At 48.5% G+C, this 26400-nt stretch carries 10 protein-coding genes and 3 pseudogenes; 10 read left to right on the forward strand and 3 right to left on the reverse strand.

Annotation, left to right across the window (positions count from 1 at the left end):
* Positions 1 to 24 precede the first annotated feature (24 nt).
* From ABTV53_RS14945 to ABTV53_RS14980, 8 genes and pseudogenes are all read left to right on the forward strand, one after another.
* Positions 25 to 11064 carry an SDR family NAD(P)-dependent oxidoreductase gene (locus tag ABTV53_RS14945; protein WP_433743592.1) on the forward strand — a complete coding sequence of 3680 codons (11040 nt, stop codon included), beginning with the start codon at positions 25 to 27 and terminating at the stop codon, positions 11062 to 11064.
* A gap of 19 nt (positions 11065 to 11083) precedes the next feature.
* Positions 11084 to 15997 (forward strand): annotated as a pseudogene (locus ABTV53_RS14950) (SDR family NAD(P)-dependent oxidoreductase); the annotation flags it as partial.
* A gap of 243 nt (positions 15998 to 16240) precedes the next feature.
* A pseudogene (locus tag ABTV53_RS14955) lies at positions 16241 to 17845 on the forward strand (type I polyketide synthase); the annotation flags it as partial.
* Between the two features lie 438 nt (positions 17846 to 18283).
* A pseudogene (locus ABTV53_RS14960) lies at positions 18284 to 18523 on the forward strand (acyl carrier protein); the annotation flags it as partial.
* Between the two features lie 102 nt (positions 18524 to 18625).
* Positions 18626 to 19141, forward strand: a complete 516-nt coding sequence (locus tag ABTV53_RS14965; protein ID WP_341007695.1) for an isoprenylcysteine carboxylmethyltransferase family protein — start codon at positions 18626 to 18628, stop codon at positions 19139 to 19141.
* A gap of 107 nt (positions 19142 to 19248) precedes the next feature.
* Positions 19249 to 20448 (forward strand): cytochrome P450, encoded by a 1200-nt coding sequence (locus ABTV53_RS14970; RefSeq protein WP_433743595.1) that lies wholly within the window; start codon positions 19249 to 19251, stop codon positions 20446 to 20448.
* A 145-nt stretch (positions 20449 to 20593) separates the two neighbouring features.
* On the forward strand, positions 20594 to 21121 hold the full coding sequence (loaP, locus tag ABTV53_RS14975; protein WP_433743598.1) for an antiterminator LoaP: 528 nt from the start codon (positions 20594 to 20596) through the stop codon (positions 21119 to 21121).
* 213 nt (positions 21122 to 21334) lie between these two features.
* On the forward strand, positions 21335 to 22621 hold the full coding sequence (locus ABTV53_RS14980; RefSeq protein WP_433743601.1) for a diguanylate cyclase domain-containing protein: 1287 nt from the start codon (positions 21335 to 21337) through the stop codon (positions 22619 to 22621).
* Between the two features lie 190 nt (positions 22622 to 22811).
* Here ABTV53_RS14980 and ABTV53_RS14985 read toward each other — a convergent pair whose 3' ends face one another.
* The 3 genes from ABTV53_RS14985 to ABTV53_RS14995 are packed head-to-tail and all read right to left on the reverse strand — an operon-like array spanning position 22812 to position 23487.
* Positions 22812 to 23135 carry a transposase gene (locus tag ABTV53_RS14985; RefSeq protein WP_433743604.1) on the reverse strand — a complete coding sequence of 108 codons (324 nt, stop codon included), beginning with the start codon at positions 23133 to 23135 and terminating at the stop codon, positions 22812 to 22814.
* Positions 23136 to 23137: 2 nt separating this feature from the next.
* On the reverse strand, positions 23138 to 23335 hold the full coding sequence (locus ABTV53_RS14990) for a DDE-type integrase/transposase/recombinase (protein WP_433743607.1): 198 nt from the start codon (positions 23333 to 23335) through the stop codon (positions 23138 to 23140).
* Positions 23332 to 23487, reverse strand: coding sequence for a transposase (locus ABTV53_RS14995; RefSeq protein ID WP_433743609.1), 156 nt, complete (start codon positions 23485 to 23487; stop codon positions 23332 to 23334). The genes ABTV53_RS14990 and ABTV53_RS14995 overlap by 4 nt, the downstream gene beginning before the upstream one ends.
* Positions 23488 to 23760: 273 nt before the next feature.
* On the opposite strand from ABTV53_RS14995, the gene ABTV53_RS15000 reads away from it, so the two are divergent.
* Both ABTV53_RS15000 and ilvD read left to right on the forward strand, forming a co-directional pair.
* On the forward strand, positions 23761 to 24426 hold the full coding sequence (locus tag ABTV53_RS15000; RefSeq protein WP_421890069.1) for a GntR family transcriptional regulator: 666 nt from the start codon (positions 23761 to 23763) through the stop codon (positions 24424 to 24426).
* Positions 24427 to 24444: 18 nt separating this feature from the next.
* Complete coding sequence (gene ilvD / locus ABTV53_RS15005) at positions 24445 to 26136, forward strand: dihydroxy-acid dehydratase (protein ID WP_433743612.1); 1692 nt, start codon at positions 24445 to 24447, stop codon at positions 26134 to 26136.
* Positions 26137 to 26400: the final 264 nt, after the last annotated feature.

A 26400-nucleotide genomic window follows, 5' to 3' on the forward strand; every position in this document is an offset into this window, starting at 1 on the left:
TTTTTCTTTAAGGAGGTGATCGCTTTGGAAGACCAACTATCCACATTGTATCGCAAGATTCAGCAAGGAAAGCTCAGCGATCAGCAGGCAGCGGAGCAGCTGCAAAGACTGTTGTCCGAATCTGGAAAACAGGAGTCAAGCTTGAGAGAGACGCCTCATGAAGAGAGTGAGGACGATACCAGCGACAAAGCCATTCGTTATGTGAAAAAAGTGTTGTCCTCTAGTCTTATGCTGCCGGAAAGGCAGATCGATGCACAAGCACCTCTGGAGAACTATGGCATTGATTCCGTGATGGTGATGAAATTGACGGATCAATTGGAACAGCAATTTGGTCCGCTGTCCAAGACATTGTTCTATGAATACCAAAATATAGCGGAGCTTGCCGGGTATTTCATGAGCCATCACCGGGAACGACTGGAGCAGCTCACAGGGACGCGGGCGAAAAGCAATCCAGACTTGCAACTCCGTACTTCAGAGCTGGAGTCCAGCACAATACGGAAGTCTGAAAGCCCGAACTCGCTCAATAAGCGGCAGCCGTCTGCTGGCTCGCGGAGAAAAATTACAGCTGCGACCAGCGCAGGCGGAGAATTGATCAGCGAAGAACATGTGCACAGCAAATCTCTGGACATTGCCATCATTGGCATGTCAGGACGATATCCGAAATCTGGTAATCTGGAGCAGTTCTGGGAGAACCTGAAACACGGGAAGGACTGCATCACCGAAATATCGGAAGATCGCTGGGATTACCGGATTCATACCGAGATGAAAGCGAGCAAAGGAAAACATTCTGGAAAATGGGGTGGGTTTTTGGATGGAGTGGATCGTTTTGATCCACTCTTTTTTCAGATTTCTCCGAAGGAAGCTGAACGAATTGATCCACAGGAGCGACTGTTTCTGGAATGTGTGTACGAGACGCTTCAGGATGCGGGATATACCCGCGAACAGGCCGCAGGTCCAGATGCCCCCCCGGATCAGATAGGGAATGTCGGTGTGTTCACAGGAGTCATGTATCAGGAGTATCAGCTGTATGGCGCTGAAGCCAGGATTGCGGGTAGAGAGCCATTGGCATTAAACGGTAATCCGGCTTCCATTGCCAATCGTGTCTCGTACTTTTGTAATTTTCATGGGCCCAGCATGGTAGTAGATACCATGTGCTCCTCGTCTCTCACGGCCATTCATCTGGCCTGTCAGAGTCTGAGTAAAAAAGAATGCCGAACCGCAATCGCCGGAGGTGTCAATGTATCTGTTCACCCCAATAAATATGTGATGTTAACACAGGGGCAATTCCTCTCTTCGAAAGGTCGCTGCGAAAGCTTCGGTGAAGGCGGTGACGGTTATGTCCCCGGAGAAGGTGTAGGGGCTGTAATGCTTAAACCTTTAAACCGTGCCATAGCCGACGGTGATCATATCTATGGCGTCATTAAAGGAACTGCTGTTAACCACGGCGGCAAAACGAACGGTTATACGGTTCCCAATCCTTCCAGACAGGCGGAGGTTATTGAAACAGCCGTTGCTGAGGCAGGAATCGACATTGCAGACATCAGCTACATCGAAGCTCACGGGACAGGCACCTCACTGGGAGATCCCATCGAAATTACAGGGTTAACCCAGGCATTTAGGAAAGGGAACGCAGCGAACAACAAATGTGCCATTGGCTCAGCCAAATCGAATATTGGTCATTGCGAAAGTGCAGCAGGCATTGCAGGCCTGACCAAGGTCCTTTTGCAGATGAAGCATCGGCAGCTGGTTCCTTCCATTCATGCGGATCCGCCTAATCCACACATTCAGTTCGACAAGACACCTTTTACAGTGCAGAAGCAATTAAGTGACTGGGACAGAAAAACGATAGATTCAGGAGACTCTGCACGGGAAGTCCCGCGGATTGCGGGAATTTCCTCATTTGGTGCCGGGGGTTCCAATGCCCATATCATTGTGCAGGAATATTGTCCCGAGCAGTCAGATATGTTTCTGGCTGAGCAGGATAAACCAGCTAAGCAGCAGGCGCTTATCGTTTTGTCAGCCCGGAATGAAGACCAGCTTCGTGAGTTGTGTGAACGCATGTTAACGGCTCTGCGATCCAATCGATATCAAGAGGAACAATTGGCGAACATCGCTTATACGCTGCAAACCGGACGTGAGATGATGAACATGCGTCTTGGCATCGTGACAGATTCGCTACAGGAACTGAGCTCGAAACTGGAAAGCTACTGTTCGGGAGATCAGGATATGGACGACATGTATGTGGGATATGCAGGCGATGCACAACAGCCGCTATCCATACTTTCAACCGATGCAGACATGAGCCATACTCTAATGAACTGGATTACCAAACGCAAATTCGGAAAATTGCTGGAGTTTTGGGTGAAAGGCCTGAATGTGGACTGGAACTTGCTCCATGACGGATTCAGACACTATAAGATTAGCCTGCCTACGTATCCATTTGCCAAAGAACGGTATTGGGTCTCTGATGAACCTTCTGTGGAATTCCAGATGAAGCGGGATTCTTCCCCTAACGGATACGCCGGTCATATTCCTTTTATTCATCCACTGCTTCATGAGAATAAGTCCAACTTGTCGGAGCAAAAATACGTGACAGTTCTGACCGGCCAGGAATTTTACCTGAATGATCATCGGATCGGACAAGAGCGGATTCTACCCGGTGCGGCCTACCTTGAAATGGCGCACGCTGCAGTCAGCGATGCTCTAGGCGAGCAGCAAGGAGAGAATGTTGCAGTTGTTTTGAATAACCATGTGTGGATGCGTCCTCTTGTTGTCAGGGAGACGCCGGTGCCTCTGCATATTCGATTACATGCCTCATTAGAGGAGCAGCCTATTCAATATGAAATGTACAGCGGGGTGTCTGCGGATGAATCGAGCGAAAGGGTGCACAGCAGCGGTTATGCCAGTATTGTCTCACTGGAACCCGAGCTTGCAGCAGCAATGGCGATTAATCCGGGCGAGATAAAGGCACGCTGCAACACCAAACGATTATCTGCGGATCAATGCTACAAAATTTACGAACAAGGTGGTCTCAACTATGGGCCCGCCCATCGGTTATTGGTTGAGTTAAACGTGGGAGAAGGTGAGGTGTTAGGACAGCTTCGCCTGCCTTCTATACTAAAACATGAAATGCAATCCTATGTACTGCATCCAGCCATCCTGGACGGGGCTTTGCAATCCGCGATCGGGCTGTGGATGGAGGACAAGGAGGAAAAAGAAGGCAAAGAGCTGGAAAACGCAAATGCCATGCTGCCGATTCCCTATGCCATGGATGAAATTCAGGTTCTGGGCCCCTGCACTGAAGAAATGTGGGCTCATGTGCGTTACAGCTCTGATTCCGCTTCCTCCGCTGCAGATGCCATGCCTAAGCTGGATATTGATTTGTTCTCCAGTACAGGGGTTCCATGTGTTCTTATTCAGGGACTTTGCTGCAGAGCCTTGAAGAACGGTATAGTTCCGGGGGATGAGCCTGATGCGCGAACAACAGCCATGTTGGTACCTCGTTGGGAAAAAACCGCCGCTGTCCTGAATAAGTGGAGGCCCGCTTATGACAGGCATATCGTAATATTGGCTGAACCTTGGGCAGAACTTTCGGAGGAAATAAAGGAAAGACTGAAGCGAGAGCAAATATCAACCGAGATCGTAGCGCTTGGTTCTCAAAAGGTTGCTGATATTAACAACATTGGTGCAAGCTCCCAACGGTTTGCGTCTGCTTCAACCCAGGTACTTCACGTACTTCAACAACTGGTGAGCAGTTCATCCAATGCTGAGAATGTGCTTATTCAGCTGCTGTACAGCCGTGAAGATCATTTTCGGCTATATAGCGGATTAACCGGATTGCTGCGAACTGCGGCACTGGAAAATCCCCGAATTCATGTTCAGTTCATTGAAGATATGGAAGAGGGAGAGGGATATTATTCAGAATCGAAGATCCGGCCTCGAGAACCGCGTAATGCCAATCGTGCTGCCGAACTAATAATAGCCAACCGAGAGTCTGAACATGTATATATCGGCTATCAAGACGCACAACGGAGAGTGCTTCACTGGAAATCCCTCCATCTGCCTGCTGAAACGGATGCCATGCCTTGGAAGAATGGCGGTGTGTACCTGATTACAGGAGGGGCAGGTGGCTTGGGCCATATTTTTGCCCGGGAGATTGCCTCTAAGGTAGTCAACGCAACGCTGATTTTGACAGGTAGATCAGACATATCAGCCAATCAGCAGCAAGCGTGGGAATCCTTGAAAACAAATGGTACCACGATCATCTATCGCCAAGGAGATATATCCCGCGAAAAAGATACTTCGAAGCTTGTTGCTTATATTCAGCATAGCTTCGGCCGTCTGGATGGAATCATCCATAGCGCAGGTTTAACGGGAGATCAGTACATCTTGAACAAAACAAAAGCCGAAATGGAGCAGGTGCTGGCTCCAAAAGTTGCTGGCACCTTACATCTGGATGAAGCAACCCGGGACATGAAGCTGGACTTTTTTATCCTGTTCTCCTCCATATCGGGAGTATATGGAAATCCGGGCCAATGCGATTACGCTGCGGCCAACGGATATATGGGCAGCTATGCACAGTATCGTCATCAGTTAATGCTTGCCGGCAAACGGCAAGGAAGGACCCTGGCCATCCACTGGCCGTTATGGAAAGATGGCGGCATGCATTTAAGCCCTATTGAAGAGAAGGGGTTATGGGAAAGTACGGGAATGCGTCCACTGGATCTTGAAGCAGGTATTATGCTGCTGTACAGAGCTTTTCAGTCCACAGAATGTGAAATCATTGGGGTACAAGGAGATATTCCGAAGCTGATTTCCAGCCTGGAGGCACGTTGGAATATGAACCGTACAACGCAGGATACCCCATTCGTTTCAGAAGCAAGTGCCATGTCTGTGTTGCAAACATTGGCTGCGGAACTGCTTGGTGTGGGACCAGATGAGATTAGCCGCGAAGCGGATTGGCTTGAATGCGGACTGGACCAGCCTCAATTAACGCTCTTGGCCCAAAGGTTGAACGAGCAATGTGGGCTGGATGTGAGTTATGTTCTATTTGTGGAATATCCAACGCTGCAATCTGCTTCCGCATTTCTGAGCCAGCGATACCCGAGCGCTTTCCCGTCAGCACCGTTCGTTCCTGAGAGCGTACCATTACCGCGTACAAGTCATACCAGTCTGCGAGCGGATCGTTTGGCGAAGCAAGCACAGACAACAGCAGCAGACAATATACTGGCGGAAGCATTGGATAGTTTTCTGAAAAAGTCCTTATCCGCGGTACTCAAAGTGCCCGCAGATCAAATTGTAAGCCACGCCCGACTGGAAGAGTATGGTATAGACTCGATTAGCATTACCCAATTGACGGATCAGCTTGAGGGTACTTTCGGGCCGTTGTCCAAAACACTGCTTTTTGAATATCAGACGCTCAAAGAGTTGAGTGGATATCTGATCAAGACCCACCGCGATACCGTTAATCGCCTGATTCCGGTTCCTGCGCTGCCATATGAAGAACGTAAGGAACGTTCGGAGAAGACTAAGAGTGCGCGATCCGGCCTGCAGCACCTTCCATTTCGTGCCTTCCAGCGTCCAGCTCAGCGCCCCTCGGCGCCAGCAGATGCTCAAGTGCGTTCACTTGACAAGGATATCGCCATTATTGGCCTGTCCGGACGGTACCCCGAGGCGGACGATCTGCAACAATTTTGGGATAACTTGATGCAAGGCAGGGACAGTGTCACTGAAATTCCGTTGGATCGCTGGGATTACAGGCTGCATATTCACCATACGGACACGAATTCACCGAAGTCTGGCAGCAAGTGGGGAGGCTTCATCCAGGGTGTGGATCGTTTTGACCCCTTGTTTTTCCATATCTCGCCTAGAGAGGCACAGATGATGGATCCGCAGGAGCGGCTCTTCCTGGAAACGGCGTATGAAGCGATTGAGGATTCGGGGTATACACCGGAGGGTTTGGCTTCTGCAACCGGAGATACTTGGGGAAACAGGGTTGGCGTGTACGTTGGAGTCATGTACGAGGAATACCAGCTGTACGCCGCTCAGGCTCAGGCCAAGGGAGATTCCTCCGTTGCTTTAAGTGGCAATCCGGCATCTATCGCCAACCGACTATCGTATTATTGCAATTTCAATGGACCAAGCATGGCTGTTGATACGATGTGCTCCTCTTCCTTGACTGCGATTCATCTGGCCTGTCAGAGTCTTATATTGAAGGAATGCGAGGTGGCGGTGGCGGGCGGTGTCAACGTATCGATTCATCCAAACAAGTATATTTTACTGAACCAGGGTGGCTTCCTTTCAAGCGAAGGCCGATGCAAAAGCTTTGGTGCACAAGGGGACGGCTATGTTCCTGGTGAGGGTGTCGGAGCAGTCATTCTCAAGCCGCTCAACAAGGCAATCGAAGACGGAGATCATATCTACGGGGTTATTAAAGGCAGTGCACTGAATCACGGTGGAAAAACAAATGGCTATACCGTGCCCAATCCGGCAGCACAGTCATGTGTCATAGGGAGAGCCATTGCTGAGGCGAACATCTCCGCCGATACCATTACCTATGTGGAGGCTCACGGGACAGGTACATCGCTCGGTGATCCGATTGAGGTTGCCGGTCTGAGCAAAGCGTTTGCAGAATCTACGGACCAGCAGCAATTTTGCGCTCTCGGGTCAGTAAAGTCCAACATCGGACACGCCGAAAGTGCGGCGGGCATTGCCGGACTGACCAAAATTTTGCTTCAGCTGAAACATGGACAGCTGGTGCCCTCTCTGCATTCAGACCCGGCCAATCCGCATATAGACTTTGCGCAGACCCCGTTTCGTGTACAGCGGGACGCTGAACCGTGGAAGCCGTTGCAGCGGATGGAAAACGGCAAACGTGTCCAGATTCCGCGCAGGGCGGGCTTGTCTTCATTTGGTGCGGGTGGTTCCAATGCACACCTGATTATTGAGGAAGCACATTACCCTCCACATGAGGGGGCAACGTTCAACGAAGCAACAAGAGGAGGAGCTTTCATCATTGTGCTCTCGGCGCGAACCCGATCCGCTCTCAGGGAACGAGCCAGACGTTTGCTCACTGCTGTGAATGAGAAGCATCTCACCGGAGGAGCAGAGGAAGAACCGGAACGTTGGCTGGAGCGCGTGGCATTTACGCTTCAAACCGGAAGACAGGAGATGGAAGAACGCCTCGGATTCGTACTGCGATCCGTTCAGGAGTTGAAGGAACGTCTTCAACTTTTCCTGGGAGATGAGAACACAAATGAACAAGTAGACGGAATAGATGGAATGTACCTGGGAAATGTCAAATCCTATCAGGCTGTGCAGGCAGCAATTGCCATGGATGAGCATTTTGGCGAAGTGGTGAGCCGTTGGTTAAATGAAGGAATTTACGGAAAAGTACTGGATCTGTGGGTGAAAGGCATCAAAGCGGACTGGAGTGTTCTATACCCCACACGACAGCCTCGTCGAATTAGTCTGCCTGGCTATCCGTTTGAGCGCGAGCGCTGCTGGTTTGAATCGCCTGAGGAAGCCGTTGTCCCTGAACATGTGCATCGTCTCAACTCTGCCGCATCTGCTGGAATTCAGAAAGCAGCACCGGAGCGCCAAATGACTGCTTATCACAAAGACTGGCAGCTTGCGGATATTGCATCCATCTCTGACGAAAGTGATCCTGTTGGAATGATTCTGATTCTTGCCAATCGGGATTCAGCGGCCCTTGCTGCGAGATTAACAGAACATTTTAAACATACGGTCGTTTTGAATGAAGAACAGTTGGATGATCCGCGACACGATCGGCTCCAAGATGAGGAACGTTTGCAGCATGGACTGACAGGTTTGATTGATCTGACAGCATGCATGAAACAGACCACTGTTGATGATGCTTGCCAAGAACAGATCCGAACAGAATGGTTGAAGCTTGTACAGGACGTCATAGAAGTCCATGGCCATGAGGGGATGCTGCTGCTGTTGGTGACTTGTGGCCTGGAGTCGTTCCGTAATTCGAAAGTGAATCTGGCCCACGCCTCTCGTGCGGGTCTGTTCCGCATGCTGCAATCCGAATACCGAGGCATCCAATCCAGACATCTGGATGTTGATCCATCAGCATCGGAAGAGGCAAAGATTGAATGCATTACAACAGAGTTCCAGCAAACAGATCGGGAACCGGAGATATGCTACCGTGATGGCAAACGCTGGCGTTCCTATATGCGTGAGATTCCATATGGGTCGGGTATGAACCAAGATGTTACGGAATCTTCAACCAATCCGGAACGACCTTTCCTGGAAGCAAACCAGGTGTTGTGGATTACCGGAGGGACCCGCGGCCTTGGAATGGCATGTGCTCGCCATTTCGTGAAGCATCACAACGTGAAGCGGCTGTTATTGACTGGACGGGAAGCCATTCCACAGCGGGAGGAATGGGACGTATATGCAAGCCATGACACTGCGACGGGCGCCAAAATCAGATCCTTGTTAGAACTTGAACAACTGGGGGCGGAGGTGCTTGTTACAGATATCTCTCTTACAAACGTAAACGCCATTCAGGCAGAAATAGCCAGAGTTAAGCGCTCAATGGGTCCTATTGGAGGGGTTATTCATTGTGCTGGCAACGTGGATACTGCCAATCCGGCGTTTATTCGCAAGCAGGCGGATGCCATGCAGCGGGTGCTTGATCCAAAAACAGGCGGGGTGCATGCATTGTTTCATGCGTTCAGGCAGGAGCCACTGCGTTTCTTTGTGCTGTTCTCCTCCGTGTCCTCAGCGATGCCTTCGCTGGGAGCAGGGCAGAGCGATTATGTGATGGCTAACGCGTATATGGACTATTTTGCCGAAGCCGCATCCCAAGAAAGTGCCATCTCTCCATTCCCGGTCATCAGCATCCAGTGGCCAAGCTGGCAGGAATCCGGTTTTGGTGAGGTCACAAGCGAAGCATATCGCCAGAGCGGCCTTCTCGGCATCACCGATGCAGAAGGAATGTTATGGCTGGATCACATTATTAGAGAAAACAGGGGACCCGTTATTCTGCCGGCTGTAATTGCATCGGAACATTTTCACAAGAGAGAGCAACAAGCGGAACTACAGGCAGACGAATTTTTAAGTGAAGTACAGCAGTTATCCACTCCGTTAATTCCACGCCCAGTGGAGCGGATGACCGCAAGCCTTACGGAGGAGCTGGAGAACAAGACAGGAGCGTGGCTCAAGGTTTTGATGGCAAAAGAACTGAGATTGGACGAATCCCGACTGGATGAAGACACCCCATTTCAGCACTATGGAATGGATTCGATCCTGCTTGTCCAGGTTCTGACGGTCATGGATCGAGAGCTGCAGCATGTTGCAACAGACCCTTCGCTGCTGCTTGAACATCCAACACTGCGCCAATTAGCAAAACACCTGGTTCGGATCTATCCCGAATCTTTGACCGACCTGCTAATGGAACCCAACTCTAAGTTGGTGGAAAATTCAAATGGAAAACCTTCTGATGTTCGTTCAAATACTTCCATTCCTCCTGTGCTGCATGCTGAACAAGGCATGGATGGTCACACCGGACTGATCGAATCGAATGATGCTGTGGATGAAGCACAAGGAAAACCAGCGGAGCTGGAACAAACCAAGAAGCGGGATAAAATCGCAATTGTTGGGGTCGCCTGTCATTTTCCTGATGCCGAGAGTCCGGCCCAATTCTGGTCCAATCTGCAAAAGGGCAAAGATAGTATGACCGAGATCCCGGCGGAACGCTTGAGGTTGACAGAAAGCAGCACTAATAGGAACTTCGCTTCCAGCAGGCGCATTGGGGCGTTCATTCGGGACATTGAACAGTTTGATCCCGAATTTTTCCGAATAACAGATACGCTGGCAGAGCAGCTCGATCCGCTCCAGCGCCAGCTGCTGGAAGTGAGCGTGGAGGCTGCCGCAGATGCAGGTTACAGCCGGGAACGTTTATGGAATTCGCAGACCGGCGTTTTTGTTGGCTCCAGAGCGAGCAACTTTTCGTCCAAGCTGGGCGGCAGCACCAAAGATACAATCGTTGGCATCGGCCAAAACTTTATCGCTGCACATCTGTCCCATTTTTATAATCTGAAAGGTCCCAATATGGTGGTGGATACCGCTTGCTCCAGTTCACTTACCGCAGTCCATCTTGCTGTACGAAGTCTGCTGGATGGGGAATGCGATCTCGCTTTTGCGGGCGGTGTGGACATTTTGCTTGATGATGCGCCTTACGAGATGCTGGGAGCTGCCAGCGTATTATCCCCGGACTCTCGTTGCAAAACGTTCAGTGCGGACGCAAACGGCATCGGGCTAGGTGAAGGCTGCGGCGTTGTATTACTTAAACCGCTGTCATCAGCTATTGCAGATCAGGACGCGATCTATGGGGTTATCGATGGTACCGCTATCAACAATGATGGACAAACGATGGGCATTACCACACCTAACCCGGAAGCCCAGCAGGAATTGCTGGAAAAAGCGATTTCACATGCAGGCATTCATCCTTCCACCATCAGCTATATCGAGACACATGGAACAGGGACACTGATCGGTGATCCCATTGAACTTAAGGCTTTGACAGGTGTGTTTGCAAAATATACAAATCAGCGCCAGTTTTGCGGCGTTGGCAGTGTCAAAAGCAATATCGGGCATCTGCTAAGTGCATCCGGCATTGCCAGCCTGATCAAGGTGCTGCTCTCCCTTGCTCACCGTGAGCTTCCGCCGACGATTCACTGCGACCAACCCAATCCGCGGTTCCAGTTCGGGGAATCTCCTTTTTATATCGTACAGCAGCACCAGCCGTGGGGAAGTGGTCCAAGCGACATACTGCGGGCAGGCATTAGTGCATTCGGACTTGGAGGCAATAACGCACACGTCATTGTAAGCAATGAAGGCATTCCTGCCGAACGCATGGTGAGCCTGCCGCTTCGTTCCCCTGATTCACCTTTTCAACGCAAGTATTGCTGGCCACCCGTTAAGACAACGGAATCGGTGGAGACTTCGTCCAATGTTTCACCTGTGCTGCCAATGCAACAGCTACCAGAACATTCGGAGCAATCGAGCTTTTTTGATTTCATCAAGCTATGAGAAGGGAGTGACACGGATCATGACATTGCCCGCAACCGAATCATTTTTACAGCGATTGCGCCACAGCGACTATTTCGTGAGAGATCATCGTGTTCACGGCGTCTGCACCCTTCCGGGTGTGGTGCTGCTGGATATGGTATACCGACTGAGCGGAAGCCATCTGCGTACAACCTCCATTGAACTTCGGGATATCGTGTTTACACAGCCTATTGTCACTTCGACCGATTTTGATGTGGATATCATGCTGACATTGTCCATGAATATGGATGAGAGTCAGGCGCAAGTCACGATTCATAGCCGAAAAGTACCAAAAGACGGTGAGCCGCCTTCATCTGATGTTCTGAATATGGAATGCAAGCTGTATTTGCTCGGCGGGAAGGAGCCTGTACAGCATACACACCCGCTGCCTTCCAAAGACACGGTTGGGCTCCAGACGTGGGATATGGATCAGATCTATCAACTCGCCCGCCAGGCGGATATACAGCATTTTTCCTTTATGAAAAACCACGGAGATGTCTACAGACAAGACCAAATGGAGTGGATGGATATCCGGCTGAGCAGCCTGGCCGAGCAGTATCTGGACAAGTTCCACGCTCATGTGGCCCTGTTGGATGGGGCGACCTTTGCCGGGTCGTCCTTCCGCCTGGGGAATGTCGGCAGTCTGGATGCAGAAGTTCCGCCATACATTCCGTTCATGATTGAACGATTTGTTATATACGACCGTTTCCCAGCTGAGATTCGCACGTTTACCCAACAAACACCAAGTGATCTTTCCGGTGGGGATATCATCTCCCGCAGCATTGCTGTTACAGATCGAGAGGGCAGATTGCTTGCGGAATTTGTGCATCTGAAGGCAAAAAGAGTTCGCCATGCCGCATCCATTACCGGACTGACAAACCCAATGACAATGGGACGCAACAACAAACCAGCTTCTGAACCGGCAATAGCTGAAAGTTCCGAATGGACAAAGCCAGCTGTAATGCCTGCGGGCTCTCAAGATCAGGTCCGTTCCACGATTTCGGCTTATGTGAAAGCTGAAATCGCACGCATGCTGCACATTTTACCTGAAGCGGTGGATGAGCGGGCAGGCTTCTATGAGCAGGGGCTGGATTCCATGCATCTGCTTGAGCTGGTGAAACGGCTGGAAAACCGGGTGAACATGGAACTTTATCCAACGCTGTTGTTTGAACACTCTTCCGTGCAGGCGTTGACCGAATACCTGCACACCCATTGTTCCGACGTCTGGAATGAGGCAGCAGCGGTGTCGGAACATGTGGACTTGAACACGCTCCCCTCCCAAAGCAGCCATTCGACTGATGAACGACCTGCGATGCATTCGGAAATACCAGCATCAGCCAGAGAAATCGAAGGAAATGGAGAGCCTGTGTGTTATGAGCCTAAATGGATTGAAACCGGCGATATCCATGAGGCTGAATCTGTCCGACACACGATAGCGGATGGAAAAGAGCCTCAGTCAGAACCCACCCCGTACCGGATCGTTGTTCTCTATGGCAACTATTCAGCTCTTGCTGCCAAAATGGAGCTTCAGTCTGACATATACGAGGTTCATCAATTGCCTGATCATTCGTCCATGGACGCTGATCTGTACCGCCAGAAGGTAACCGCGTTATACGAAATGATCCAGGCAAAAGCAATTCACCCGAAAGCGGGCAAACGAATCGTTCTTCAAGTGCTGTCGGATTCCCGTGACAGGGGAGGATACATTCACGGATTTGAAGGGCTGGTAAAGACGGCTGCGATGGAGCTTCCAGCCTTTGGAGCTCAATTAATAAGTATGGATCTGCATGAAAGCTCCATGGATGAGACGTTGATTCGTCAACTTCGCATTGAATCCGAAAACATCTCGTCAGGGTCTGCTGTCTCCATATGGTACAAAGGAGACTCCCTTCAACGGCATGTTCGCAAGCTGGTGGAGATACCTGTTCCGGGGGCTGCATTGGAAAAACCCTATAAGCCTGACGGAGTCTATCTTATTACCGGCGGCATGGGCGGGCTGGGATATGCGCTGGCTGTTCATCTTTCCCGACAATGCAGATGCAAGCTGGTTCTTATCGGACGTTCACCCCTAAGTGAGAACATTCAGAGCAAACTGGATCCCCTGCGCATCAACGGTGCAGAAGCCATGTATATTCAGGCCGATACAACCGTTCTGGCCGAGATGAAGCAGGCTGTCCTGCAGATTCGGGATCAGTATGGCGGGATCACGGGGATCTTTCACTGTGCAGGAACTGCCAAAGACCAGTTGATTCTGCAAAAGCCTTTGTCCGATCTGGAGCAGGTGTTAAAGCCCAAAATGGATGGACTCTGGAATCTGGAGCAGGCCTTGAATGATCTTAAGCCAGAGTTCACGGTTGCGTTTTCCTCCCTGTCAGCCATTGTAGGCAACAAAGGGCAAGCTGATTATGCTGTGGCCAACAGCTGTATGGACAGACTTTTGTTGAATCATCAGGAGAAAGGTGGGGCAGAAGCAGCAGTTCCACGCTATTTTACGATTAACTGGCCGCTATGGACAGATGGCGGTATGCAAGTGAATGATCATATTCGCAGCAGCATGTATATGTCCTCAGGTTTAATGCCGCTGCCATTGGCTGAGGGAATGACGCTTATTGACCGGATTATTGCACAGGATGTTTCGCAGGTTGTAATTGTATACGGGAATAAATCCCGTATTCAGTCCGTTATGGGAGAAGGCACGGCCATTCATCTGCCGCAACCATCTGATCCGGAAGATATTGCTGTCATTGGCATGGCGGGAAGGTATCCCTCGGCAAACAACATGGACGAATTGGCCCGGATATTGAAGGAGGGACGAGATTGCATCACTTCCATGCCGGATGAACGCTGGGCGGGGCTGCATCTTCCGTATTCCGCTTCTGAATATTACCCGGCAGGCGGATTTCTGGACATGATCGATGACTTTGACCCGGCCTTCTTCCAAATTTCACCTCTTCAAGCCGAGAGGATGGACCCACAGGCACGTTTGTTTTTGCAGGCGGCCTGGACAGCCTGTGAGGATGCAGGCTTTGCTATTGAACGTGACAAGCATTATGATGCACCAGCAGATAAGAGGAATGTCGGTGTATTTGCTGGCGTGTTCTGGAACCATTATGAACTGCTTGGCGCAGCCATGACGCAGCAGGGCACTCCTACGGCCATGGGCAGCAACGCTTCAGCCATCGCCAATCTGGTTTCTTACCACCTGAATTTCCATGGTCCATCCATCGCTGTAGACAGCATGTGCTCATCCTCCCTGACAGCCATACATTTGGCCTGCGAGAGCATTCGACATGGACAGAGCCAGTATGCCATAGCAGGGGGTGTGAATCTGGTCACCCATCCCCATAAGTATGTATTTCTGAAACAGGCCAAGTTTCTGTCATCGGACGGAAAATGTCGCAGCTTTGGCAAGGATGGGGACGGCTATGTGCCAAGTGAAGGGGTAGGTGCTGTCCTGCTCACAACGGTAGCTGAAGCTAGCAAGCAAGGTTATCCGGTGTATGGCGTCATTAAGGGCTCGGCTCTGAATCATGCTGGCAAAACATCCGGAACGACGGTACCAGATCCAGTTGCCCAATCGGAAGTCATTGCAGATGCACTCGTGGCAGCAGGTGTCGAGCCAGAAAGCATCGGATATATCGAAGCCCATGGAACGGGAACCTCATTGGGTGACCCCATTGAAATTCAGGGGCTGGAGCGAGCCTTTCGAAACACCCGTAATCCGGGCCGAAACTGTGCTGTCGGTTCACTGAAGTCCAACATTGGACACCTGGAAGCAGCGGCAGGTGTCGCCGGGCTAACCAAGCTTATGCTGCAAATCAAGCACAGGGAGCTGTTTCCTTCGCTGCATGCCGAGGAGCTGAACCCGCTGATTCCGTTTGAGAATACCTGCTTCCACGTGCAGCGGACGACGGAGCACTGGGAGCGCCGTCATGGACAACAGAATGGGCGCTACGCGGAGTGGCCTGTTCGTGCCGGGTTGAGTTCTTTTGGCGCAAGCGGAAGCAACGCACATCTGATCGTAGAGGAATATATTCCAACTGCTGTCTCATGGACAGATCGTTCTGCACTAGATGTGTATTCCGATGAAGCGCATGCTTCAGGCAATGGTGAAGTCGTTCTTCCGATCTCGGCCAGAACACAGGAAAGATTGATCGAATACGCTCGCCAGGTTCGTCTTTATTTGGAAAACGGTGATTTGTCTGAGCGCCTAATTGACATTGCCTACACGTTTCAGGTTGGAAGAACGGACATGAAATACAGGGTTGCTTGCACCGGCAGCAGCCACAGTGAACTGGTGGAACAGATCGATCAGTTCCTGAAAGGCCAGTCATCATTACAACAACATTCCAGTGAAACACCTTATGAAATGTCTTCGGTGAAAAAAAGTGCTTCGCCAGAGAGGCTTCATCAATGGGCTGCCTTGTGGGAGCAGGGACAAGGGATGGACTGGAGAACTTTGTATGACGATCTTCAGACAAAACCAACCATTGTTCGTGTACCAACGTATCCTTTTGCCAGAAATCGTTACTGGATTCAGGCTGCAGATCAATCACTTGGAGAGACAACGAAGGAAAAGAGATCGCAATTGCACCGTGCGGATACATCCTCTTCTGAAGTTAAGGACGCGGACATTGTTCAGCATATGAATGAAACTTCCAACCCTGTTACGGGATCTGCAATGACGTATTCGTTTCAGGAAAATCAGTGGGAGGAGGGACAGGTTCTATCTTTATTATCCCAAACGGTGTCTTCCCTGTTGAAAGTCAGCACCTACGATTTGGACAGTGATGCGGAATGGGCAGAATACGGTTTTGATTCCATTCTGTTCACAGAGCTCGCGGATCGATTGAACCGCGACCATGGATTGGGTTTGACTCCCGCCATCTTTTTCGAGTATGGCACTATTCGCGAGTTGGCAGTTCATTTGCTGCAAAGTCATCCCGCTAAGTGGAAACAGCCTTCTTCCGCCAGGACGGCTCCTCAACCCGAATCGCTGAATGATATGTCACATTCGGTGCCAGGGGCATCCGAAAGGGAAGAACCGCTGCAAACTTCAATGCGGTCTACGGCTTCAGAAGAGGAGAAACACACCTCTGCCCGTTCCCATGCAGGTACAGGAAGCAAGCTTGATTCGGGTTCAGACCAGCAATCTTGCCCCGAGCCCATAGCCATTGTGGGTATTAGCGCCAAGTTTCCCATGGCCGATAACGCGGAGCAATTTTGGCATAATCTGCTTGATGGCAAAGACTGCATTTCGGAGATTCCAGAGGAACGTTGGCGCTGGCAGGATTATATGGGTGATCCGCTTAGAGAGAACGGCAAAACCAACGTAAAACATGCGGGATTTATGAGCGGAATCAGTGAGTTCGATCCACTGTTTTTTGGCATTTCTCCCAAGGAAGCCATGCACATGGACCCGCAGCAGCGCTTGCTGATGATGCATGTGTGGAAAGTGATTGAAGATGCAGGATATGCACCGTCAGACCTGTCGGGGTCGTCCATGGGACTGTTCATTGGCACAGGCAGCAGCGGATATAATGTCATGCTGGCCCAGTCAAATGAAGCGGTCGAGGCATACTCCGTCACAGCCACCGTTCCTTCGGTCGGTCCTAATCGGATGAGCTACACACTGAACATACACGGTCCTAGCCAGCCTGTCGAAACATCCTGCTCCAGCTCCCTGGTCGCCATTCATCGGGCCGTTCAAGCCATTCGAAACGGGGATTGCGAGACGGCTGTAGCCGGGGGTGTAAATACGATCCTGTCCGTAGATGCACATATCAGTCTGACCAAAGCGGGCATGCTTAGCGCGGACGGGCGCTGCAAAACTTTTTCAAGCGAGGCAAACGGTTACGGCCGCGGCGAAGGGGTTGGAATGATTTTTCTGAAGAAATTGAGTGATGCTGAGCGTGATCATGACCACATTTACGGCTTGATCCGCGGTAGCGGGGAAAATCACGGCGGAAAGGCAGGTTCACTTACTGCTCCCAACCCTAAGGCACAAACAGCGCTGCTGAATTCCGTGTATGCTCGGGCGGGAATTGATCCTTCCACCATAAATTATATTGAAGCACATGGCACAGGCACACCACTTGGTGATCCAATAGAGATCAATGCGCTCAAGACAGTATTTCAGGAGGCAAGGACAGGCTTATCAACCGCAGGGCAGGCTCCCACTCTAGGACAGTCAACCCCATATTGTGGCATCGGCTCTGTCAAAACAAATATCGGTCATCTGGAGCTTGCTTCCGGCATAGCCGGAGTAATTAAGGTGTTGTTGCAGATGAAACACCGCAAGCTTGTTCCCAGCCTGCATGCAGAGCAGCTCAGTCCGTATATCCAGCTTGATCACAGCCCGTTCTACATTGTGAGAAAGACGCAGGAATGGGAGAGACTCAAAGAAGGCAATGGTAGCGAAATTCCTCGCAGGGCAGGAGTGAGCTCTTTTGGTTTTGGGGGTTCCAATGCCCACGTTATTATGGAGGAATATATACCGCCAGGACAGCATGATGAGGTGACCGGTTCTGAATCCGAGCTCGCTCATGTTGCGATCGTGCTGTCGGCCAAAAGCAAGGAGCGGCTCAGGGAACAGATGATCCAGCTGACGGCTGTCCTGCTCCGCAATGAGGAGGAGGACACTTCTCAACATCTTCGCCGCATTGCCTGTACACTTCAGACAGGAAGACAAGCGATGGAATACCGTGCAGGCTTCATAGCCGCATCGATTACAGAGCTAAAATCCTTGCTGGACGGCTATGTTCAGGAAGCGCACCTGTGGACCGTTTCGGATGATTCCGTGCATGCGCAGCATTCATTGGAATCTGCGAAAGGTCACAAGCTGCATCTCGGCTCTATTGCTGCTCACAAACGGACGGTAGCACTGTTCAGAGAGGATAAAGAACTCGGCGAAGCGCTGCAAAAATGGATTATACGTCGCAAATACCATAAATTGCTTGAACTATGGGTGCAGGGCGTAGAGATCCCGTGGGAGTTGTTATATACAGAGGATCGTCCCAAGCGGATATCCCTACCAACCTATCCATTTGCACCCGATAAATACTGGGTTGGAATGAAGAATACTTGGACGGAGGATTCATTCGAAGCAAGTAAAGAAGAGATTGAAACCGTACCCGTTGCCAAAGCCGAAGCTATCGGATCAACAGCCCCGAATCCTTCGGTTGAACGTGAGGTCAGAAGCATCATGTCAGCTCTGCTGGGAATCCCGTCAGACGACATGGACGAGCAGCGTTCGCTGGAAGATTACGGAATGGACTCTGTACTGGCTCTTCAGCTTCTTCAACATCTCCAGGCACGGATTTCCTCTGATATTGGTATGGAGGATCTGAATAAATGCCATACCTTGCAGGACGTCATCAGCGTTTCCCTGAAACCAACGCATCCAGAACACCAGAGGAAACTGGTACCGGATACTCCCTGATGAGTACCTATTGAATAAAGTTCCAGCGATAAAGTCTCGGCGAGGAAATGCATGTATTCCATACTTGCCAATATAAAAAGCGAGAAGAAGGAGCGGGTCACCATGTGGATTGGATTTTTGTTAATTATCATCTCACTCATTCGGATACCATCGGTTATTATTGCCATGCGTAACGAGAAAAAGATCGTTGCAGGAGGCGGCACCGAATATGGCAACCTGAACAGCAAAGTGTTGTTTGTGCTGCAAAACCTGATTTATCTGAGCTGCATTGTATACGCCTTTATTTACGATGTGCAGTTTAATGTGTTGACCGTAATTGGTCTTGTCGTGTATGTGTTTGCCCTTTGCTGTCTCATCTATGTTATTCGCAAACTCAGCCCTTTTTGGACGTACAAGCTGTACATTGCCAGAGACCACAAGCTGGTGCAGAGCTCGCTGTTCCGACTGGTGCGCCATCCCAATTATTATCTGAATATCATCCCCGAGCTTATCGGTTTTGCACTGATTTCTCAAGCCTGGCCTGTATTCGTGCCTTTGTTTATCCTTCATCTCATTACACTGTTCAACCGGATTAATCTGGAGGAAAAAGTGATGAAACAAACGTTTACTCAGTACTAGGAACTGGTTGTAAACCTTACGGCAGCTGCTGGCTCTTTCCAGTGGCTGTATCTATAAAACGGGCTGCATCCCCTCTGCACATATGGATATAAAGGAGAGCGATTGGCATGAATATCAAGGAAAGAAGCGGTTTTCCCGATTTGAACTTGGTTACAGGTTTTAAGACCGACGCGGAGAAATATGAGCCATTTGCATGGTACAAAAAAATGCGGCAGGAAGATCCGGTTCATTATTACGAACCCGAGGATGTCTGGAGTGTATTCAAATATGAGGATGTCAAACGGGTTGCTGAGGATAAGGAATACTTCTCCAACAAGGTGCTCGCTCCACCGATTATTCAGGATACGATCATATTTCAGGACCAACCCAAGCATACGATCAGCCGCGCGTTGTTGGCCAAAGCATTCACACCAAAAGCGATGTCCTCCTGGGCGTCCAGAATCGATATGATTGTCCAGGAGCTGATGGAATCGATTGAAGGACGCATCGAAATAGATATGGTGAAGGACTTTGCCTCCCCGCTGCCGATGATCGTTATTTCCGAGTTGCTTGGTGTTCCCACAAGCGACCGCGAGCAATTCCGGGACTGGGCAAACACACTGACGCTGGCTCCCCAGGAGAATACGCCCGAAGAATATATGCGCATTTATCAGCTCCAGGCTCAGGCGAGTACGCAGCTTGTGGCCTATTTTCAGGACATCATTGAACTGAAACGCCATAATCCAGCCGATGATATCATATCCGACCTGACACAGGCGGAGGAAGATGGAGAGAAACTGTCTTCCGAGTCGCTGATTTCAAGCTGTGTCATGCTGCTTATCGCTGGAAATGAAACCACCACCAGTCTCATCACCAACTCCATCTACACATTCAATGACTATGAGCTGGTTAAGGAACTGGCGCAGCATCCGCAAATGATCCCATTGGCTGTCGAGGAGATGTTGCGTTACCGCTCTCCGTTGCAGCGAGCGATTCGCAAAGTGCTCAAACGCACAGAGATTGGCGGCAAAGTAGTGGAGCCTGGCGATTATGTTGTCAATTGGATCGGTTCGGCGAACCGGGATGAGGACATATTTGAAGAGGGCGATAAGTTCATTCTTGGCAGAAAGAATAACCCCCATTTGGCTCTGGGTAAAGGCATCCATTTTTGCATGGGCTCCCACCTGGCCAGAATGGAAGCCAAAGCGGCGCTGACAGCGATGCTTACTACCTATCCGGGCCTTCAAGTGCATCCCGAATATGAGCTCGACGTCAACCCCAGCAATGTATACGGGCTGAAAAATTTATCCGTTTTGCTTCAAGGCTGATCGATCTGTTAGGTGAAAAGACGTAAAAAGTGCCTGGGGTGAACCGTGACCCTAGGCACTTTTTATTTACTTAAATGTAATTTATTATAATAATACATAATGAATGGGATTTAAATTGTCCATAAAAAAGATCATGGGAGGATCTATGAACTGGTACAGCTTTTTTGTACAGAGTGGGAAAGAAGATGAAATTAAACTTTTTATGGATCGATTTTATGCGCTACAGCACTTGAGTTGTCTAGTACCCAAACGAATGATTCCTGAACGAAAGCAGGGAAAGACTCGTCATTGCACCAAAGTATTGTTTCCAGGCTATATTTTTATCCAAACCGGACAGATTCACGATTTATATTACAACATCAAGGAAACGCCGTATATTTTGTATATGGTCAATGGCGGCATTCACAAGCATGATCAGGCTGCCAATTTTTTCACTCCAATTCCAAAAGAACAGATGGACTGGCTTATCCAGCTATGTGGCGTCAACGGAACAATGGGATACTCGGATATCATTATCGGCAGGAACCAAATCAAAGTAACGTCCGGACCACTCCTCGGCAAAGAAGCAATGATACGGAAAATTGATAAACGCAAGTCAAGGGCCAAAATTGAGGTGCAGTTGCTGAACGAGGTCAAATTGATCGATGTTGGCATCAATGTCTTACATGCCTGAGTTAACTGAATGAGCATTGGCAACTTCTGCATAGCCATCATTCCCTTGATCCGTTGATTCAAAAAAACTATCCAATGCTTCGCTAACATGTTGTTCCTAGAGGTGTAAGCGGTTAGATAATTTTAGTAATATTAAATGAAAACAAAATTTGCTAAAATATTGTGTAGTTATTCTACAAATTTAGCCATTCTAGCGGAGGATTGATCGGAAAGTATGAAAGAGTTTTTAAGCGAGCAGTCCATTGAAGCATTTAGATCAATCATAAATCACAATCCAGATGCCACTTTTATCGTTTCGAACGAAGGAACGATCGTAGAAGTAAATGAAGGGGTTACTGAGTGTTTAGGATTTCAAAAGAGTGAAATCATGGGTTCATCCTACAAAGATCTCTTTTGTCAACATCAGCTTGATTTGATCATCCAATATTTTTCAGAGGTCTTACAGGGGGCATCATGTCAATATGTTGCGGAAGCCCATCATAAAAATGGAGAAATTGTTTATTTGCAAATTAAGCAAGTTCCTTTGTTTTTTGAAGGTAAGGTTAACGGTATTTTTGGAGTGGCTAAAAACATTACTGAGCACAGACAGCTACTTAAGGCTCTGAAAGAAAGCGAAGAGCGTTATCGACTGTTAGCCGATAACTCCCTTGATCTGATCCAGCTGATCAATCTGGATGGCATTGTGGAGTATGCCTCTCCTTCTCATAAAATGGTGCTTGGATTCGATCCAAAAGAATATATAGGTAAATGGGTATTCTACCAACCAAATGGAGATGTGGATGATAATTTTCGCACCGTATTTATGAGTATGTTACTTTTGAGAAAACCCTTTACCTACGAAATAAAGCGGCAGCATGAACAGGGCTATCCTGTATGGCTGGAGATGAAGGGAACACCCATGTTCGACGAGCACGGTGACTTTAAAAACATGATGGTCGTGGGAAGAGAAATTACAGAGCAGAAAAAGTACCAAGTTCAACTGGAACAATTAAGTTATCATGATGCTCTTACCGGTGCACCTAACCGAAGATATCTCAATAAAATGCTCAGCGATGCTTTAAGTGAAGTAAAGACAAGCGTTGGCCAACTAGCCGTCATGTTTGCGGATCTGGACAATTTCAAACAGATCAATGATACATTAGGTCATGATGCGGGGGATGAATTGCTACGGCAATTTGTAAAGCGAGCAGGAGCTTGTCTTCAAGAACACGATGTCTTGGCCAGAATGGGTGGTGACGAATTCGTCTTTGTACTTCCTCATGTCAAATCCTCCTCAGAACTCAGCCTTTTGGCGGAAAACATCTTAGAAACATTGCAGCTCCCTTGGATACTCGGTGGGAAGGAGCTCTATACAACTTCAAGCATCGGCATTGCCTTTTATGAAGAAGATGATTCAGTAAAAGAACTGCTTCAGAAAGCAGATGCAGCACTTTATCTTGCCAAAGCGGAAGGCAAAAATACATATCGCATCTACTCATTCCGTGACTTGTCAATGCGCTGAATGCGTACTGACAGCAGGTATATATTCATATATTTGAATTTTGATGACCTCGTTTGAGTTCACTCAGGGAAGAAAACAAAATATGTAGTTGTGGAACTGAGTAAATATTAATGAATCAGAGGGGAAATGTTAGCTCAAAACAGCAAGAAGCAGTTTGGTCATACCCCTGTCAAGTAGACAAATGAAAAAGCTATGCTGCCAGCGCGCATCGATATTCAATCGGTGCGCGTTGTTTGAGTTTGGCTTGAAAGCGTCTGTAGTTGTAACTGTACACATAATCCTCCACGGCTTGTCGAATCTCAACTTGTGAATTACACTGGGTAAGGTACAGCTTCTCTGTTTTGAGATGCGAAAAGAAAGATTCGATGCATGCGTTATCCAGGCAGGTTGCTTTGCGAGAGTGGCTGCCCTTGACGCCGAATGCTTCTAATCGTGAGTTATACGCCTGAGACGTGTACTGGAAGCCTTGATCCGAATGGAGCACGGCTTCCGAAACGTCTCTTTTTGTGTCCATTGTTACACCGTATCCAATACGAGCTGAACATCGTTCCGTTTAGATAATTGCCAAGCGACAATTTCGTTGTTGAACAAGTCTTGAATCACAGACAGGTAAACGAATGTGTTTCCATCCGAAATATAAGTGATGTCCGTCACCATTTTTTGCTGAGGTGCTGTGGCATGAAATTGGACCTTCAAGCGATTCGGATAAATCACAGATTCACCCAAACTTTCAATTGTGAACAGTTTCGAATTCCCTCACGTTCAGCGATCACCTTGTAACTTGAAGAACCTTCGACATACGCTCTAACTGCATTCAACTTAAATTCCTCAGTATACGTCTGAAATGTTTGCCCTTTTTTCGCCATAAAAAATATCCCCTCCAAGTGTCACTTGAACCCTCATGATAACATGAAGTTTTTTTTTAAGCGTCTACTTAAAGGGGATAATATTAAAGCCTCATTAATGCCAAGATTTTTTATTAGAACAGAAGCACATTAAAATTGTCTCCAACTCTCAATAAAAACAGGTAGTTATCAAAATAAACTTAATTGAGCGAGTAAAAAAGAAATAATAATTGCATCTCGGTCTTGTATGCGATATATTGCATACAAGAATATCTGTATAGAGGATGAAAAACAATGCCTATACCTAAAGATTTTGCATTACCAGTCCGTATGTCCGCAAAAGAAAGAGCGTTTTCTCAGATTCAGCGATGGATTATTGATGGAACACTGCAACCAGGTGAAAAGCTCATTGATGCAGAAATGGCTGAATCGCTTGGAGTCAGCCGGACACCGATTCGCGAGGCATTTCAGTTACTCGAAGTTCAAGGTCTCGTGTCTATGCATCCAGGAAAAGAAACAAAAGTAACGAATATTGAGAAAAACGATATTTTCAAGATGTATTCAACCATGGCTGCTCTTCAGTCCTTAGCTGCTGAGATTACCGCCCAAGTTATTATTCCAGAACAGATCGAGAAACTAAGATCCATCAATTTGGAATTTGCTAGTTCCATTAAAAATGGCCAAGTTTATCAGGCCATGGAGGTGGATGAGCTATTTCATAATTATATTGTGGAGCTCTCAGATAATCCTTATGTGGCCACATTTAATACATCTCTTCAGATTCACATTAGGCGATTTAAATATGTGTTTTTAAAACAACCTATTAAGGCAACACTTGCTTCAGTCGAAGAGCATGATTTGATCATTAGAGCTTTTGAAGGCAAGAATAGCGAAGATGCTCACGTGCTAATGAAACAAAATTTTATTCGACCGATGCAGGAACTGAACGAAATACTTTGAAGTGAGGGATAAAAGGACATGGAAAATAAAAAAGATCTTCGTATTCGAAGCAAGGTAATCAGTGAAGGTGCTAACCGGGTACCGAACAGAGCGATGCTGCGTGCAGTTGGTTTTCAGGATGATGATTTTAAAAAGCCAATGATTGGAATAGCGAGTACTTGGAGTGAGGTAACGCCGTGTAATATGCACATCAATGATTTAGCGGTGCAAGCCAAGCAGGGCGCACGTAATAACGGCGGTGCTCCACTAATTTTTAATACGATTACCGTTTCAGATGGGATTTCGATGGGGCATGGCGGGATGTTGTTCTCACTGCCAAGTCGGGAAGCTATCGCTGATTCGATTGAAATTGTGACTGGAGCGGAGCGCTTTGACGGCGTTGTTGCAATCGGTGGTTGTGACAAGAATACACCTGCATGTCTGATGGCTATTGGACGCATGAACATTCCTTCCGTTTATGTATATGGAGGAACCATTCAACCTGGTAATCTTGATGGTAAAAAAGTGGATATCGTTTCCGCTTTTGAAGCCGTTGGTCAATATCAAGATGGCAAAATAACAGATGAACAGTTGCATAAGGTCGAATGCAGTGTTTGCCCAGGTCCAGGCGCTTGCGGAGGCATGTATACCGCTAATACGATGGCAGCCGCTGCAGAAGCAATGGGGATGTGTTTACCCGGTTCTTCTTCGACATCAGCGATTTCAGCGGATAAAGCAAAGGAATGCGAAGCAGCCGGTAAACAGGTCATCTCACTGCTTGAACAAGAGATCTATCCAAGAGACATTATGACGAAGAAAGCATTTGAGAATGCGATCACTGTTGTTATGGCTCTGGGGGGATCAACTAACGCATTTCTCCATCTGCTAGCTATTGCGCACTCGGTCGAAGTCGATTTAACCTTGGATGATTTTGAGCGCATTCGCTTGCGTGTTCCTCATTTGGCGGATCTGAAGCCAAGTGGTCAATATGTGATGCAGGATTTGAACGATATCGGTGGCGTTTCAGGGGTAATGAAGCTATTGCTTGCTGAGAGATTACTTCATGGGGATTGCCTCACTGTAACAGGTAAAACGTTGGCGGAGAATTTAGCAGAAGCTGCTCCACTTCCGAATGATCAAGAGATTATACGTCCACTCGATAATCCGCTGAAGCCAGATGGACCATTAGTTGTACTTCGCGGAAACCTCGCTCCTGAAGGCGCTGTTGCCAAAATGTCAGGTATGAAGATCCAACAGTTCTCTGGCCCGACTAAAGTGTATGATAGTGAAGATGAGGCGACAGTAGCGATTATGAATGACGAAATTAAAGAAGGCGACGTCGTGGTCATACGTTACTGTGGTCCGAAGGGTGGACCAGGTATGCCGGAAATGCTTTCTGTTACAGCACTCATCGTAGGCAAAGGACTCGGCGGGAAAGTTGCTCTCATCACAGATGGTAGGTTCTCGGGTGGCTCGCATGGATTTGTAGTCGGCCATGTATCACCTGAGGCACAAGTAGGCGGACCAATCGCTTTGCTCCAAAATGGGGATATGATCACCATTAACAGTGATATCCAGGAGATGAAGGTTGAGGTATCAGAAGAAGAGTTAGCCGCTCGAGCGAAAGCGTGGGTACAACCTCCGCTGAAAGTAAAATCTGGTGTACTCGGCAAATATGCCAAGTTAGTTTCCTCTGCTTCAAAAGGTGCTGTAACAGATTTGATGGAATAGAAAAGATTGAATTTTTAAAACCCGTTAATCAGAAAAGATTAGCGGGTTTTCTGTTGACAAGGATTGAAGTGCAATGATGAAATGTATTTCTGGAATTTGATGGAATTGTGCAGGGACAAGGACTTTGCCCGATTGCCAAAATAGACAACGGCAGATTTAACTTGATCATGCAGACAGATGGGAATCTGGTGCGCAGGTCGGGCAGGTTGAAAAGATATTCCGATTAATGCAGGTTTCCGTCGGGGATTGTAGCGTGATGTTGTC

This window comes from Paenibacillus amylolyticus (genome assembly GCF_050990605.1).
Lineage (GTDB): Bacteria > Bacillota > Bacilli > Paenibacillales > Paenibacillaceae > Paenibacillus > Paenibacillus amylolyticus_H.

Bases quoted from the DNA above. Each gene is read 5' to 3' on its own strand.
- loaP (WP_433743598.1), top strand. From the start codon at position 20,594: ATGAACTGGTACAGCTTTTTTGTACAGAGTGGGAAAGAAGATGAAATT.
- ABTV53_RS15000 (WP_421890069.1), top strand. From the start codon at position 23,761: ATGCCTATACCTAAAGATTTTGCATTACCAGTCCGTATGTCCGCAAAA.
- ABTV53_RS14970 (WP_433743595.1), top strand. From the start codon at position 19,249: ATGAATATCAAGGAAAGAAGCGGTTTTCCCGATTTGAACTTGGTTACA.
- ABTV53_RS14995 (WP_433743609.1), bottom strand. From the start codon at position 23,487: ATGGCGAAAAAAGGGCAAACATTTCAGACGTATACTGAGGAATTTAAG.
- ABTV53_RS14965 (WP_341007695.1), top strand. From the start codon at position 18,626: ATGTGGATTGGATTTTTGTTAATTATCATCTCACTCATTCGGATACCA.
- ABTV53_RS14980 (WP_433743601.1), top strand. From the start codon at position 21,335: ATGAAAGAGTTTTTAAGCGAGCAGTCCATTGAAGCATTTAGATCAATC.
- ilvD (WP_433743612.1), top strand. From the start codon at position 24,445: ATGGAAAATAAAAAAGATCTTCGTATTCGAAGCAAGGTAATCAGTGAA.
- ABTV53_RS14985 (WP_433743604.1), bottom strand. From the start codon at position 23,135: ATGGACACAAAAAGAGACGTTTCGGAAGCCGTGCTCCATTCGGATCAA.